This window comes from Burkholderia reimsis (assembly GCF_003294055.1).
Lineage (GTDB): Bacteria > Pseudomonadota > Gammaproteobacteria > Burkholderiales > Burkholderiaceae > Burkholderia > Burkholderia cepacia.
On record NZ_QMFZ01000012.1, the window covers coordinates 17935 to 32208 of the forward strand.

Genomic DNA, 14274 nt, shown 5'->3' on the forward strand with positions numbered 1-14274 from the left:
GCCGAAATTACCATAGGCCCATCGTTTGTTCGACTGCCACCGCACGATGCGCGCCTCCTTCCTTGCTTCGCTTTCCTTCGATTTACCCTTTGCCGCCTCGTCTTGCGCGCCGCGCATTGCCGCCACGCTGCTGAGCGCGGCAATGCTTGGCGCATGCTCCGTCGGCGAGCCGTATCGTCCGCCGTCGATCGATGCGGCACATCGCGCGCCGTTCGATGCCGCGGTCGATGCGCCCGTCGCGCCGGGCGGCGCGTTGCCCGATCGCTGGTGGCAGCTGTTCGACGATCCCGCGCTGGACGCACTCGTGCGCGAAGCGCTCGCGCAAAACCGCGATCTCGCGGTGGCCGCGGCACGCGTCGCGCGTGCGCGCGCCGTGCTCGACGAAGCGGGTGCCGCGCGATTGCCCGATACGACGGCCGGCTTCGGTGTCGACTACGGCAAGCACGCGCCCGACCAGATCGTCGCGAGCGCGAACGGCACGGATGCGCGTACGCGCTGGGGATTCGCGCCGTCGTTCGCGTTGTCGTGGGAAATCGATCTGTGGGGGCGTGTCGGCCATCTCGTCGATGCCGCGCGCGCCGATTCGGAGGCCGTGCAGGCGGCATCGGATGCGATGCGCGTCGCGGTGGCCGCCGAGACGACGGCCGCCTACGCGCAGGCGTGCGCGTACGGCGAGCGGATCGACGTGGCCGAGCGTTCGGTCGCGATCGCCGACCGCCTCGCCGCGCTGACCGCACGGCAGCGCACGCACGGTCTCGTGTCCGATCTGGAAGTCGCGCGGTCGCGCGCGTTCGCCGACGATACGCGTGCCGAACTGCCGGCGCTGACTGGCGCGCGCCGCGCCGCGTTGTATGAGCTGGCGGTGCTGACCGGGCACGCGCCCGGCGCGATTCCCGATGCGGCCGCGCGCTGCCATGCGACGCCGGCGCTGGCGCGGCCATTTCCGGTCGGCGATGGTGCCGCGCTGCTCCGGCGCCGGCCCGACCTGCGCGAAAGCGAGCGCCGGCTCGCCGCGTCGAACGCGCGGATCGGTGCCGCCACGGCCGAGCTGTATCCGTCGATCGTGCTCGGCGGGTCGGTGAACTGGCTGTCGACGTCCGGCGGTCCGTCGTCGCTCGGCGACAAGTACGCGATCGCGTGGGGCGTCGGGCCGCTGATTACCTGGCGCTTTCCGAATCTCGCGGCGAGCCGCGCGCAGCTCGCGCAGGCACGTGCGGACGATGCGGCCGCGCGCGCGTCGTTCGACGCGCAGGTGCTGCGCGCGCTGAAGGAAACCGAACAGGCGCTCGCGCGATATGGCGCCGAGTGGCGCCACAAGGCCGCGCTCGAAACCGCGCGCGCCGAACACGCGCGCGCTTTCCGGCTCGCGAAACTGAACTACGACGCGGGCGCGCTGGATTTTCTCGGCGTGCTCGACGCGCAGCGCAGCCTCGTCGCGGTCGATGCGGCACTGGCCGCGTCGACGCAGCAGGTCGCGCTCGATCAGGTTGCCGTCTTCGAGGCACTGGGGGGCGGCTGGCAGCGTCAGGGCCAGCGCAAGCCCGTTATTGACGTGAACGGGCCCTGACCGGCCGTTCGTGAATCTGCACGCACTCAACCCTTCCGATTCCGATCATGAGCACCACAGCCGTACCCGAGAAATCCGCCCGTTTCGCGCGGCGCCACTGGATCGCCGCCGGCGCCTTCATCACCGTCATCGTGCTGGCCGGGTTCGGCTGGCGCTGGTGGACGGTCGGCCGCTTCATCGAACACACCGACGATGCATACGTGCGCGCCGACATCGTGACCGTCAGCCCGCGGGTGGCCGGTTATGTCGCAAGCGTGGCCGTCGACGACAACCAGCCCGTGAAGCGCGGCGACGTGCTCGTCACGCTCGACGATCGCGACTATCGCGCGAAGCTCGACGACGCGCAGGCGGCCGTTGCCGCCGCCGATGCGACGTTGCAGGCCGAGGAAGCCGCGGCCGCGACGCTCGACGCACAGGTCGGCCAGCAGCGCAGCGTGATCGAGCAGGCGCAGGCCGACGCGGCCGCCGCGCGTGCCGAGGCGACCCGACGCGACGCGGATGCGGCGCGCTACAAGCAGTTGCTCGCCGAATCGGCCGCCAGCGGGCAGCGCTGGGAACAGGCGCACGCCGATGCGCTGAAGGCGCGCGCGGAACTGGCGCGCGCCGGCGCGGCCGTGCGCGCGCAGGACGACCAGCAGACGGTGTTGCGCCGGCGCCGTGCGCAAAGCGCGGCCGCGATCGAGCAGGCGCGTGCGCGCCTTGCGGCGTCGCGCGCGAAGCTCGCGCTGGCGCAACTCGATCTCGAGCACACGGTGATCCGCGCGACACGCGACGGCACGATCGGCCAGCGGGCGGTGCGCGCGGGCCAGTACGTCGAGGTCGGGATGCCGTTGCTCGCGGTCGTGCCGCTGCGCGACGTGTACGTCGTCGCGAACTTCAAGGAGACGCAGCTCGGCGCGATGCGCGACGGGCAGCCGGTCGAGATCGACGTCGATACCTACTCGGGCCGCACGCTGCACGGCCGCGTGCTGGGGCTCGCCCCGGGCTCGGGCGCCGAATTCGCGCTGCTGCCGCCCGACAACGCGACCGGCAACTTCACGAAGATCGTGCAGCGCGTACCCGTGAAGATCCGCCTCGATGCGCCGCCGCCGGGCCTCGTGCTGAGGCCCGGCATGTCGGTGATCGCGCGCGTCGATACGCGCGGCGCACCGGGAGCCGGATCGTGACGGCCGCGGCATCGCGGGCCGCGCAGGCCGCGCAAGATGAAACCGTCTCGCTGCGCGCGTGGGTCGCGGTGCTCGGCGGTGTGTTCGGCTGCTTCATGGCGGGGATGAACGTGCATGTGACGAACGCGTCGCTGCCCGACATCCGCGGGTCGCTGGGCGCGAGCTTCGAGGAAGGCTCGTGGATCTCGACCGCATACCTGGTTGCCGAGATCGTCGTGATTCCGCTCACCGGCTGGCTCGTGCAGGTGTTCTCCGCGCGCCGCGTGCTGCTCGTCGGCGCAACGGGGTTCCTCGCGTTCTCGATCGCGTGCTCGGTCGCGCCGACCATTTCGACGATGATCGTCGCGCGCGCACTGCAGGGCGCGTTCGGCGGCGTGCTGATTCCGCTGTCGTTCCAGCTGATCGTCACCGAGCTGCCACCGTCGAAGCATCCGCTCGGGATGGCGCTGTTCGCGGTCGCGAACAACGTCGCGCAGGCGGCCGGGCCGTCGCTCGGCGGCTGGCTCACCGACATGTATTCGTGGCGCTGGATCTTCTATCTGCAGATTCCGCCCGCGATCGCGCTGATCGCGGCGATCGCGTGGGCGATCCGCCCAGTGCCCGTGCAGTTGGCGAAGCTGCGGCAGGCCGACTGGTTCGGGATCGCGACGATGGCGATCGGCTTGAGCGCGCTGCAGATCGTGCTGGAGGAGGGCGGGCGCAAGGACTGGTTCGCGTCCGACCTGATCGTCGAGCTGTCGATCGTCGCGGTGGCGGGGCTCGTCGCGTTCGTCGCGATCGAGCTGCGGCGCGAGGCGCCGTTCATCAACCTGCGGCTGCTCGGCCGCTACAACTTCGGGATCGCGAGCCTGATGCAGTTCCTGTTCGGCGCGGTGGTGTTCGGCGTCGTGTTTCTCGTGCCGAACTACTTCGCGGAGCTGCACGGCTACAGCGCGCGCGACATCGGCCTCGCGATGATCCCGTACGGGCTCGTGCAGTTCGTGATGTCGTTCCTGACGCCGCCGCTGATGCGCCGCACGAGCCCGCGCGCGACGATCGTGCTCGGCTTCGCGCTCGTCGCGGCCGGCTGCCTGATGAACATCCACCTGACCGCCGACGCCGCGTCGAACGTGATCGTGCCGTCGCTCGTCGTGCGCGGGATCGGGCAGTCGCTCGTGGTGATCGCGCTGTCGGTGATGGCCGTCGACGGGATCGAGAAGGCGCAGCTCGGTTCGGCGTCCGGCGTGTTCAACATGGTGCGCAACGTCGGCGGTGCGATCGGCATCGCGGTGGCGAGCCAGGTCGTCGTCGTGCGGCAGAAGCTGCATGCGATGCGGATCGGCGAGGCCGTTTCGCCGTTCTCGGAAGCGTTTCAGGAGCGGATGGCGATGCTGGTGCGGTTGCTGTCGCGCGTGCATGTGCCGCGTGCCGATGCGTTGCCGGGTTCGGCGACCGGCGGCGTGCACGAGCTGGCGCTCGCGCTCGTGAACCAGCGCGTGATGCGCGAGGCGCTGTTGATGGCGTACAGCGATACGTTCCTGATCGCGGGTGTTGCGATGGCGGGATGTACGGCGGCGGCGTTCCTGTTGAAGGGGAAAAGGAAAGCGTGATGGGGACGGACGCCCGATATCGAAGCCTGACATACCTGACAGGCGAAGAATTCCCGCAATGGGGGTATCGTTCACCCGGCGCAGGCGGGACGACCGGCCTGCGGCCGATATCGTGAGCCAGGCCGGCGCATGTCGCCGGCCTGTCGTTCGTGGTGGCCACGGACGCCAGGGTCGCGCAGGTTCGCGCGTTAGCCTCCCCTCTCCGTGGTCCTTGTCCATTCAACCGGCCCTTTGTCGGGCCCATCGCGAGGAAAGCGTCATGACGAAACCCGATTCCCTGAAAGGCGACATCAAGGAGCAAGCCCAGGAAGCCGATCGCCACAACCTGGCGCGCCCCGCCGTGAACGGCGCATTGTGGGCGCGCGGACTGACGACGCAGCGGGTGGCCGATCTGTTCAGGACGCAGCGGGGCCTGCCGGGGCACTGGATGCAGGTTCAGAACGAGGTCAACGCCGGGAACCGCTATTTTTATGGTGTCCAGAACGGCCACCAGACGACTGACGAAGGCAAGGAACTGATCCGCTGGATCGCCGATGCGGTGATCAGCGCCGCGCAGCGCGCGGAGTTCGATTTTCCGCTGCAGCAGCTTCAATTTACGGCCGACACGGGCTGGCTGAAGCTGCAGCGTGTGTCAGGTCGTGTGATGGTGTTGTCGCGCCCCTGATCGCCGGGTCCGGCGCATCGCCTGAACGCGGGGCGACGGGGGCGCGGCCGGGCCGATGTGCCGAGGATGGTTGCTGCGAGCCGGCACTGTGCTTCCTCCCGCTCGCCCGTGACGGGCATCCGGCGGCGGCCGGGCCCGGCCGCTACGCCCCCCTTCATTCATGTTGCCGACTGTCAGACCGAAACCGTGATGCCTGCCGAATTCGATGGCCCCGCAGGCCGCACCACGATTTCCACCTGCTGACCCAGCGACACCAGCGTCTGCATCAACAGTTCCAGCGAGACGTTCCGGAGCATTTCGCGTTGCTCGGGCGTGACGACCGGCCGGGCCATCTCCGCGAGCGCCGCCGTCTCGTCTTCGCTCAGGCCGCGCGAGACGGTCAGTGCGTTGATCTTCAGTACGAGCGCGGATTTGGCCGACAGTGCTCCCGCGTCATCGAGGCCGAAGTCGGCTGGCAACGTGTCGGCACGTTGTCGTGAGTTGTTGCGATTCATTGTGCGCCTCCCGTGATCACCGAGAACGTCGGCCGCGGCGGTCGTGTTGCGCGATCGGCATCCTGGCCGAAATCGTCGCCGGGCCCGTCTTCGATCGGCGTGACCACCAGCCGCTTGTGCATCACCTCGATCCGCAAGCGCTGCCCGGGTTCGAAACCCGCTGCGTCGATCCAGCGGCCGGACAGTTTCATCCACAGATGGAGGGCCGGCGGTGCCGTGTCGGCGAGCCTGAGATGTGGAACGATGCGGCGAGTCTGAAAAGACGTGCGAGCGGGCACGGAACAATCGTGAAAGCGAACCGGTGCGTTATGATTCCCGTCAGCCATGACTGACTCCTGTACAGAGTGGGTTGTGGTCAGCGGCCCGCGCGTGGTAGTGCACGCGCGGGCCGCGCTCGTTTACGCAGTGGATTTTGATCGACATCCCGTCACATGGTTGGCATGACGAAATGAAATGACATTCCACGCGAAAACGTGCAATCACTCTAGCCGAGATCGGCCGGCATCAGGTGTCGGTCCGGAGCGTCTTCGTCTGCACGGATGGATGCCCCGATGTCTTGCAGGCTTGCTGCGAAACGCTTCCCCGGCGATTGCGCCGGCGAGCCGTGTCGTCACTTTATTGACGATATGTCAGAAAGCGTGTCGGTCGAATACTCCGATTCGCCCGCCACACGTCCCACGACGATGTCATGGGCGTCGTGCAGGTGCCGCCCGAACTTGCGCGGGAACGCTGCCGTGCTTTCCGCAACGGCGGCCGCGCATCATGCGTGCAGCGCGTCCATCTGCCGGCCCGGCTCGCCGCGGTCGAGGCGCGGATGTGACGCAGCGATGCCGCGGCCGTTCGGCCGACGCGCGTTACTGGCCGAATCGGTCCGCCACGGCGTCCTTCAGCCGCGCGGCGGTGATCTCGCCCATGTGCGATTCGACGAGATTGCCTTTCGCATCGAAGAAGAGCGTCGTCGGCAGCCCGCGCGAACCATAGGCCTGCATTGCATGCAGTGTGCGATCGAGCAGCACGTGATCGAACCGCAGCCCTTTCTGTTCGAGGAACGCGCGCACCGCTTGCGCGTCTTCGCCCTGGTTGACCATCAGCACCGTCATCCCCGGATGATCCTGCTGCGCTTGCGCGAGGATCGGCATTTCGCGCTGGCACGGCGGGCACCACGTGGCCCACAGGTTCACGACGACCGGCTTGCCCGCGAAGCGTTGCACCGGCACCGGCGTGGCGTCGAGTGCTTCGAGCCGCAACGCGGCAAGCGGCGGCGCGCCGTGCTGCAACGTTGCGAGCGTGCCCTGCGCGATGCCCCACGCGGCGAGGCCCGCGAGCATGCCGGCCATCACCGGGCGACGCAGCGCGGGCAGGCGGCGCACGCGCCAGCCCGCGAACACGATTCCGGCCGCGAGGCCGATGCGCCAGTCGAAGCCGCCGTCGCCGAGCGCGACGATCGCGCGCGGTGCGGCGGCGTACTCGTGCCACCACTGCGCGACGTAGCCGATGCGCGCGGCGATCAGCCCGAGCAGCAAGGTATCGAGGATCAGGCTCGATGCGGTCTTGTGCTGGCCGTCCGGCGGGCGGCGCTGGATGAAACGGGCGACGAGCCACGCGAGCAGCGCGGCGACGGCCACCGCGACGACGCGGATCGAGAAGGGACCGATGCTTAACATGAGCAGGAAAGGGGCGACTTGATCGAGCGGGGGCAGGAGGACGATGATCGGCCGATGAACGCGATGCAGTCAACGGTCGTGATGCGATTCGACATGGCCCGATGCGCGCGGGTTCCCGGCGCGGCGCGCACATAGTCAGGATGCCGTCATTTTCCGGTAAGCGTGCAGTCATTCGGGCTGGTCTGATGATCGGTTGAGAATCGCTCATCGACAATGCGGTCGCCGATCCGGCGTGGTGTCCGCCGGTGTCTCGAAAGGGATCTCTGCCTGACGGTCGGCTCCCCGAGCGGCTGCATTCCCATCGTTTCACATGCGATCGTGTATGCGTTGTGGCGGCAGATGGGCACGGCCGCGATCCGATTCATGCCGGCTGATCCGACGAAACGGGATCGTCGCCGGATTCGGGCACCGGGCAGTCACTCGCGCACGACGTGGCGCCAGGTTGATGGCAGGCACAGGGTTCCGATGGAGGCAACACACACGAACCGTCGTTGCTGATCGGCCGACCGATGGCTGAGCATTTGCGCAAGCGTGGCTTGCGAGCGTATTCAGGAATTCGGCGATGGAGTCATGCCGCGCGCGGGAGCGCGGTGAGAGGCGGGGCAGGCTGAAAGGCCCCCGGTCGACGACGATCGTTGCATGCGACATCCGCATCGTCGCCGGCGGATGAGCGCGATCGCAGCCGCCCGGCGGGCCGCGCATCCGCGGCCCGCCGGGCGGCGGGCATTACTGCGTCTTCGTCTGCGTGGCGTTCGCCTGTTGCGCGCCGGCCGCCGGTTCGAGCGTCGTCAGCGTCTGCTCGGTGAACTTCTCGTACAGCCAGCTCATGCGCGTATCGTCCATGCCGCCGGCGATGCCGCCGAGCGCGTACGAAGCCGATACCTTGAAGCGGTCGATCTGATGATTGTCGGCGTCGAGCAGCGTCACGGTGCCGTCGACGTGATCGTTGCCCGCCATGAAACCGAACATGACGGCCGAGAAGCTCGAGCGCACGCGAATGCCGTTGACTTCGACGTTCAGGTGCATTGCATCGGTCGAATCCGCTTTTGCCAGCAGCTTGCGTGCATCCAGCGCGCTTTCGATTTTTTCCTGCAGTTTCTTCGCGTCGAACTTCAGGTTGTCTTTCAACGCTTCCTGCGCGGTATTGTCGAGCGTGACCTTCACGACCACGGGTTTCGTGCCGAATTTCATCGTCGAAGCAGTCACGGCGGCCCCCGCCGGATCGCTGGCGTCGCGTGTCACGCTGCTGGCGCAGCCCGACAGGAAGCCGATCGTCACCAATGCCAGAGCGGCATGACGGAATACAGATTTCATGATTTGGTCTTTTTGGTTCGGGTTATTTGAGATGGCTCTATGGCCGGGCGCGAATCTAGCACAGGGCGATCCGGTTCAAATGGTCGAATAGATCGAACATTCCGTTTGATCCGGATTCGTCGCGGCCTTCGGCGCCGATGCAGACATGCGCCGCTCACGTGACGGGCGATGACGGCGCGCGGTTCACCGTAGCGACGGGTTCCACGCGCAAGCGGGAGGCCGGCTTCCGCCGTGGCCGCACCGGCTATGTGCCCGTCGTCACGGGTTGTTCCCCGGCGCCGCCCCGCCGAGCCGATATGCCGTGAAGAACTCGTACCACGGCGAGCCTTCCGCGACGGGCACGTCGAGCGCCGCGGTCCGCCGCTTCAACGCGCCGAACACGTCGTTGATACGCGCGGCCTGCCCCGCATCGTTGAACGGATAGGGCCGTGCCCGGCCGGCCGCGAACGCGCCATATGCAATCGCGAGCAGGCGTGCGCTGTCGTCGGTCGACGCGATCGATCCGTTGATCGCTTCGGCGAGGCGCGGCCGGTCTTCTGCGCGTGATCCGGACAGGCACAGGAACACGATCGCCGACAGTTCGTGCAGGTCCTTCACGCGCAGCAGCGCCGGCAGCCGCGCGACGATTCGCTCGACCGGCTCGTCGCGCAGTGCGTCGCCGAAGTCGAGCACGGCGGTCATCGGGTTCGTGTCCGCTGTCAGGCGATCGAGCGCCGACGGTGCGGCCGACGTGCTGGCGCCACCCGGCGACTCTGCCGGCGCAGACCGCAACGCATCGGCCACCTGCCGCGTCCATTCCGGAAAGATCATCCGCACGTTGCCGAACTGCTCGCCGCCTTCCGCCGCCGGATTCCATCGATACACGATCGTGCCGCCGCGAATGAACGGCGAATACAGGTGTTCGGGCGTTTGCGGCAGCGGCCGCCGGTTGATCGGCAGCCAGGCGAGCGTCAGCCAGTCGTAGCGGCCGGTAGCGGGCACGGCAGGACTCGAGCTCGCGACGACCTGCCACGTGCCGCGATTCGCATAGCGCCGGCGCGCGTCGGGCAGCGGGACGGTCTTGCCTTTCGCGGAGTCGAAGTACGTCGTGCCGGTCACGTTCGATCCGCTGTCCGCGGCCGGCGTGATGGTGGAGATGACCCACGACATGCCGTCCGCCGAACGGTAGTCGGACGGCTTCAGCGTCGCGACGTCGTGCACCATGCGCGTTTCCGCCGCGACGGAGCTCGGGGGCAGATTGGCGGGCGCGTCCAGGATGCTCGGCATGGGATGTCCTCGGAATCGGGTGCGCATCGCCAGGCGGTGGCGACGCGGCGCGGATTGTTTTATGTCACTGTAGAACGTCGCCGCCGGAAACGGAAACCGGCCGCGCGGCGCAGCCTGGTCGCGCGTTCCGCCGCATCGGCTTACCATGCGCATCCTGAGCCAACGACGCACACCGGGCGGGAGCGCGCATGACCGACACGAAAGCCATCACCGAACACTGGACACAGGTCGCCGACCAATGGATCGGCTGGGCCGGCAAGCCCGGGCACGATGCGTTCTGGAAATACCGCGCGGGGCTCGCGGCCTATATCGGCCGCGACACCGGCAGCGCGCTGGAGATCGGCTGCGGCGAAGGCCGCGTGAGCCGCGAGCTGAAGGCGCTCGGCTACGACGTGACCGCGACCGACGTGGTGCCCGCGATGCTCGACGCCGCCCGGCACGCGGATTCCGCGCATCGCTACGAGCTGGCCGACGCGGCGTCGCTGCCGTTCGACGCGGCCAGCTTCGATCTCGTGATGGCGTACAACGTGCTGATGGATCTCGACGACATGCAGCGCGCGTTGAACGAGGCGCGCCGCGTGCTGAAGCCGGGCGGGTTGCTGTTCATCTCGCTCGTGCATCCGTTTCGCGATCGCGGCGGCTTCGCGGGGCCGCAACCCGATGCGCCGTTCGTGCTGAAGGGCAGCTATTTCGGGCGCGAGCACTTCGACGGCGTGGAAACGCGCGACGGGCTGTCGATGCATTTCGCGGGCTGGTCGCTGCCGCTGCAGGCGTATATGGAAGCACTGGAGGCGGCCGGGTTCGCGATCGTGTCGCTGCGCGAGCCGCCGCCCGATCAGGCCGATACGGATCAACTGAAGCAATGGGCGCGCGTGCCGCTGTTTCTGTGGATCAAGGCGCGGCCGGTGGGGTGAGCGCGACCCGGACGTGTGTCGGTGGACTGAACTGGGCGGGTGTCAGTTGTCCTTGCCGTGATTGGCCAGCAATTCCGAGCGACCAATGACCTCTCTCGCGTTGTCGGCCTTGTCGGCATCCGAGAAACCGGCGGCCTCGATGATTGGCGCGAGCGCTTTGAGTGCGACCTGCGGTTTGGTGCTGCGAAGCGATCCCATCCCTTCGTTCCATGCATGCAGCATCTGTTTGGCGATCCACCGCCACCGCGTCTCGTTTTTTGCTGCTTCGACGATATCTTTCCCTGTCGATACGGCGGAGTCGCACAGCGCTTCGACCATTTCGCGGTATTGCCTTGGCGGGATGCCGAGGCGCGTGTTGAAAAAGCGCTCCAGCGTTTTCCCCGGAGCCCACGTTTTTCGACCTTCGATGCTCAGCCCTGGCGGGTTGTTTGCAAAGCGCGGATAAGCCTCCGTGGTGACGATGTCATAGGCGGGTGTGTAGATGACGTCGTCGATGTTCGAGTAGATGAGTGCGATGTTCTTCGCGTGACAGTCCGCGTTGCGCACGACGTAGTTGGTGATGAGTTGCCAGCCGAGTTGCTCGGCCTCTCGTCGCCAATTGGCGGGGCCGATGTAGGGCTTCGTTGCGTTGAGGACCTGTTCGGTCGACGGGCGGTACTTCTCATGCGGAGGCAGGCCAAGCAGGCTGCAAGCGTCTTCGAGGCCAAGGGCTGGTTTGCCTTGTTCGTCGATGTCGAACCGGTCGACGACGAGCACACGGCCGTCGTCCGACATCGTGGTCTTCGCTACTCGTGCGACCCCGAGTCTTGCCAGCACCTGCATCGAGTAATGCTCGTTGAAACCGAGATAGGGCGTTTGCTCGTCGGATCCCTTGACGATGTGCCGGCTCGTGCGTAGCGTTTGCTTGCCTACGGGTGCCTGGCCTGACCGGAGTTCAGGCGCAAGGAATTTGGGTACGGCGCCTGAAATGGCGGCGCGAGCGTAATACCGCACGAGTTCCGCAAAGCGGGCGGTCGTGATGTCTTCGTGCAGCAGGCTCTTCAGGTCGAGCGGGTCGAGCTCGCCGCCAGGGGGGCCGCCTTCGGGTGTGACGGTTACCCGGCCGATACCGGAGCCGCCGATGATGGCCAGGAGCGAGAGGTCGGTTCCGTCGAGATAAGGGCCGAACTCTTCGCGAATCACTTGAAAGAGAAACCCTTCGGGCAGGTTCTGCCGGAAGAAGGGATGCAGGTCGCGAGGCCAGACCCAGGCATCTTCGCGAACGGGCATGGTCAGGCTGGCAAAGTCGGCGTCGAGGGCGTCTGCGGTGTAGCGCAACGCATAGTCGTCCGCTTGGCGGTTGAGGTGAGCTACGAGTTTGCCTTTGACATACACGTGGAGGCGCATGGTCACGTATCTCCCATCGTGCGCTGTTCGGCCAGCACGTCATCGAGCGTGCGCCCGTGTCCGCGCTTCACGACGCGCAGGTCGTAGCCGGCGGCCTCAAGGAGGCGGACGAGCGCAGATACGCTCATGTCGCCTCGTGCAAGTGTCTCCATGCGTGCGAGCGTCGTGCGTGCGACACCGGCGTGCTCAGCCAACTCACTCTGAGAAAGTCCCGCCGCGTGGCGGGCATCCCTCAGCATTTCTCCCACATCGGCCAATGTTGTCATTTGTAGCCCCAAGGCATCAGAAAGCGCCAAACCGGCTTTAATTGTAGCCCTTCTGCTACAAAATGGCATGCAAGGATTGTAGCCTCAGGGATACAAAAATGGATGTAACCGGAGATTTTGTGTCTCGAGGGCTACCAAGCTGCCGAGGTAACCGCGACTGTGATCGATCGTGGCATTCATCATGGCATTCAATCGGGCGGGCTTATCCAGGGGCTGACGCTGGTTGGTGTTCCTGCATTCAGCGCGTTGAAGAAAGGGGCGCGCATGCCGTCGTCTTCGCGGGGCAAGGTGGCAGATGAGCGCCCGGCCGCGCGTACTCAGCGCAACAACTCCTTCCGGTAGAGCACCGCTCCCGGCTTTTCCGCGACGGTGTCGTAGAGGCGCATCGCCGTGTGGTTCGATTCGTGCGTCTGCCAGGACACGCGTTCGGCGCGATGCGCACGCGCGGTGTCGTACACGGCTTCGATCAGCGCGCGGCCGACGCCCTTGCCGCGCTCGCTGTCGAGCGTGAACAGGTCCTGCAGGTAGCAGACCGGCCCGGCGTGCGTCGTGCTGCGGTGATACAGGAAATGCACGAGCCCGACGAGCTTGCCGTCACGTTCCGCGACGAAGGCATGGACGGGTTCGTAGCCATCGAAGAAGCGCGACCACGTGAGCTGCGTGATGCGCAGCGGCAGGGCCGTATCGTCGAAGCGGCCGTAGAAGCGGTTATAGCCGTCCCATAGCGGCAGCCACTGGTCGTAGTCGTTTTCAGTGACCGCGCGTACGGTCAGTCCTGTGTCGTCGGCATTCATGTTGTTGGCGAACCTTTCGATGAGGAGGGCGCGCGCCGCCGATCCGGCCGGCGCGTCGCAGGTCTCTACGATAGGAAGCTCGCGGCACCATGGGTAGGCCCATGGCGACAGTATTTCATGGTGCCACGGCCAACGGTCGAGCATCCGCGCAACAGGATCATGAAGACCCGTCGACACGGCCGGGATGAGCCAATGGCTCGACCGCGATCGCGATCTTTCCGCGAACACCGTGGCGGGGACTTTCCAGCCGGGCATGGGCGAGCGGGATATCGGCAAGGGAATAGACGGCGCCGACGTATGGCCGCAGCTGTCCGCGCGCAACCAATGCGCTCAGCTCATCCAGCTTGCCACGGTTTTGCCTCGTAAAAACGAAGTGATAACTCGCGTTCTTGCCCCAGGCCTGAATGACGTTTTGCGGCTGTGCGATGTCCACGATCGTGACGACGCGGCCAAGCTGTGCGAGCGCGTCGGGGCTGCGCGACAAGGTGTTGCCGCCGATGGTGTCGAACACGACGTCGACTCCGCGGCCACCCGTGGTCCGCATGACGGCGTCGACGTAATCGTCCTTTTCGTAGTCGATGACCTCATCGGCCCCCAGACTTCGGGCGAATTCGACGTTGGCTGCGCGCACGGTCGTGAACACCCTCGCGCCGATGGCTTTGGCGAGCTGGATCGCCACATGGCCGACGCCTCCCGCGCCACCGTGTACCAGAATGCTTTCCCCCACGCGCAGCGCCGCACGCACGACCAGTGCTTCCCATGCCGTCCCGCCGACCAGGGTCAGGCTTGCCGCTTCGAGATGGCTCAGTGACGGCGGCTTCTTCCCGACGATGTGTTCGGCGGCGACGTGGTACTCGGCATAACTGCCCGGCCCGTCGAAGATTTGCGGGGTGTACCAGACTTCGTCTCCCGGAGAGAAGGCCGTCACACCCGGCCCGACTGCTTCGACCACGCCGGAGACGTCATGCCCGGTAATGGCCGGCAGCGGCACCAGGTCGGGATAGTCGCCGCGCCGGACCTGGTAATCCAGCGGGTTGATGGACGTCGCATGGACGCGAACCAGGACTTGTCCCGCGAGCGGCACGGGCTTGGGTACGTCGCTCAGTTCGAACGATTCCGGGCCGCCAAACGATTTGAGCATGAGCGCTTTCACTGGAACTCCTTGTTTCGATAAAAAGAGATATCGGGAA

At 66.7% G+C, this 14274-nt stretch carries 15 protein-coding genes; 6 read left to right on the forward strand and 9 right to left on the reverse strand.

The features are described from left to right. Positions 1–46: 46 nt before the first annotated feature. The 4 genes from DPV79_RS15785 (at position 47) to DPV79_RS15800 (ending at position 4986) form a co-directional block, all read left to right on the forward strand. A complete protein-coding gene (locus DPV79_RS15785; RefSeq protein ID WP_482764114.1) occupies positions 47–1567 on the forward strand; it encodes an efflux transporter outer membrane subunit in 1521 nt (506 codons plus the stop codon). A 47-nt stretch (positions 1568–1614) separates the two neighbouring features. Continuing rightward, on the forward strand, positions 1615–2733 hold the full coding sequence (locus tag DPV79_RS15790) for an HlyD family secretion protein (RefSeq protein WP_059587090.1): 1119 nt from the start codon (positions 1615–1617) through the stop codon (positions 2731–2733). Then, positions 2730–4322 carry a DHA2 family efflux MFS transporter permease subunit gene (locus tag DPV79_RS15795; protein ID WP_113045847.1) on the forward strand — a complete coding sequence of 531 codons (1593 nt, stop codon included), beginning with the start codon at positions 2730–2732 and terminating at the stop codon, positions 4320–4322. The genes DPV79_RS15790 and DPV79_RS15795 overlap by 4 nt, the downstream gene beginning before the upstream one ends. A gap of 259 nt (positions 4323–4581) precedes the next feature. Then, positions 4582–4986 carry a hypothetical protein gene (locus DPV79_RS15800; RefSeq protein WP_021160608.1) on the forward strand — a complete coding sequence of 135 codons (405 nt, stop codon included), beginning with the start codon at positions 4582–4584 and terminating at the stop codon, positions 4984–4986. Positions 4987–5159: 173 nt separating this feature from the next. Here DPV79_RS15800 and DPV79_RS15805 read toward each other — a convergent pair whose 3' ends face one another. Then, complete coding sequence (locus tag DPV79_RS15805; RefSeq protein ID WP_060280166.1) at positions 5160–5480, reverse strand: helix-turn-helix domain-containing protein; 321 nt, start codon at positions 5478–5480, stop codon at positions 5160–5162. Continuing rightward, entirely contained in the window at positions 5477–5671 is a 195-nt protein-coding gene (locus DPV79_RS43350; protein ID WP_226233541.1) for a SymE family type I addiction module toxin, read from the reverse strand. The genes DPV79_RS15805 and DPV79_RS43350 overlap by 4 nt, the downstream gene beginning before the upstream one ends. Positions 5672–6168: 497 nt before the next feature. Between DPV79_RS43350 and DPV79_RS43650 the strand changes: the two genes are divergently transcribed. After that, positions 6169–6300 (forward strand): hypothetical protein, encoded by a 132-nt coding sequence (locus DPV79_RS43650; protein ID WP_269139196.1) that lies wholly within the window; start codon positions 6169–6171, stop codon positions 6298–6300. A 34-nt stretch (positions 6301–6334) separates the two neighbouring features. Here the strand turns inward: DPV79_RS43650 and DPV79_RS15815 are convergent, their stop codons facing one another. The 3 genes from DPV79_RS15815 to DPV79_RS15825 all read right to left on the reverse strand — a co-directional run bounded on the left by DPV79_RS15815 (position 6335) and on the right by DPV79_RS15825 (position 9724). Beyond that, positions 6335–7144, reverse strand: coding sequence for a TlpA disulfide reductase family protein (locus tag DPV79_RS15815; RefSeq protein WP_021160604.1), 810 nt, complete (start codon positions 7142–7144; stop codon positions 6335–6337). A gap of 726 nt (positions 7145–7870) precedes the next feature. Beyond that, positions 7871–8458 (reverse strand): DUF4410 domain-containing protein, encoded by a 588-nt coding sequence (locus DPV79_RS15820; RefSeq protein WP_059587098.1) that lies wholly within the window; start codon positions 8456–8458, stop codon positions 7871–7873. Between the two features lie 258 nt (positions 8459–8716). Next, positions 8717–9724, reverse strand: a complete 1008-nt coding sequence (locus DPV79_RS15825; protein ID WP_113045848.1) for a hypothetical protein — start codon at positions 9722–9724, stop codon at positions 8717–8719. A gap of 188 nt (positions 9725–9912) precedes the next feature. Here DPV79_RS15825 and DPV79_RS15830 point away from each other — a divergent pair, with 188 nt between their 5' ends. After that, positions 9913–10638 (forward strand): class I SAM-dependent methyltransferase, encoded by a 726-nt coding sequence (locus tag DPV79_RS15830; RefSeq protein ID WP_113045849.1) that lies wholly within the window; start codon positions 9913–9915, stop codon positions 10636–10638. A gap of 42 nt (positions 10639–10680) precedes the next feature. Here the strand turns inward: DPV79_RS15830 and DPV79_RS15835 are convergent, their stop codons facing one another. From DPV79_RS15835 to DPV79_RS15850, 4 genes are all read right to left on the reverse strand, one after another. Continuing rightward, positions 10681–12024, reverse strand: a complete 1344-nt coding sequence (locus tag DPV79_RS15835; protein WP_113045850.1) for a type II toxin-antitoxin system HipA family toxin — start codon at positions 12022–12024, stop codon at positions 10681–10683. Between the two features lie 2 nt (positions 12025–12026). Continuing rightward, positions 12027–12290, reverse strand: a complete 264-nt coding sequence (locus DPV79_RS15840) for a helix-turn-helix domain-containing protein (RefSeq protein ID WP_042975682.1) — start codon at positions 12288–12290, stop codon at positions 12027–12029. A gap of 317 nt (positions 12291–12607) precedes the next feature. After that, positions 12608–13084: a GNAT family N-acetyltransferase gene (locus DPV79_RS15845; protein WP_059684973.1), complete on the reverse strand. Its 477-nt coding sequence runs from the start codon at positions 13082–13084 to the stop codon at positions 12608–12610. 157 nt (positions 13085–13241) lie between these two features. Beyond that, positions 13242–14237, reverse strand: a complete 996-nt coding sequence (locus tag DPV79_RS15850) for a zinc-dependent alcohol dehydrogenase family protein (RefSeq protein WP_113045851.1) — start codon at positions 14235–14237, stop codon at positions 13242–13244. Between the last annotated feature and the right edge of the window lie 37 nt (positions 14238–14274).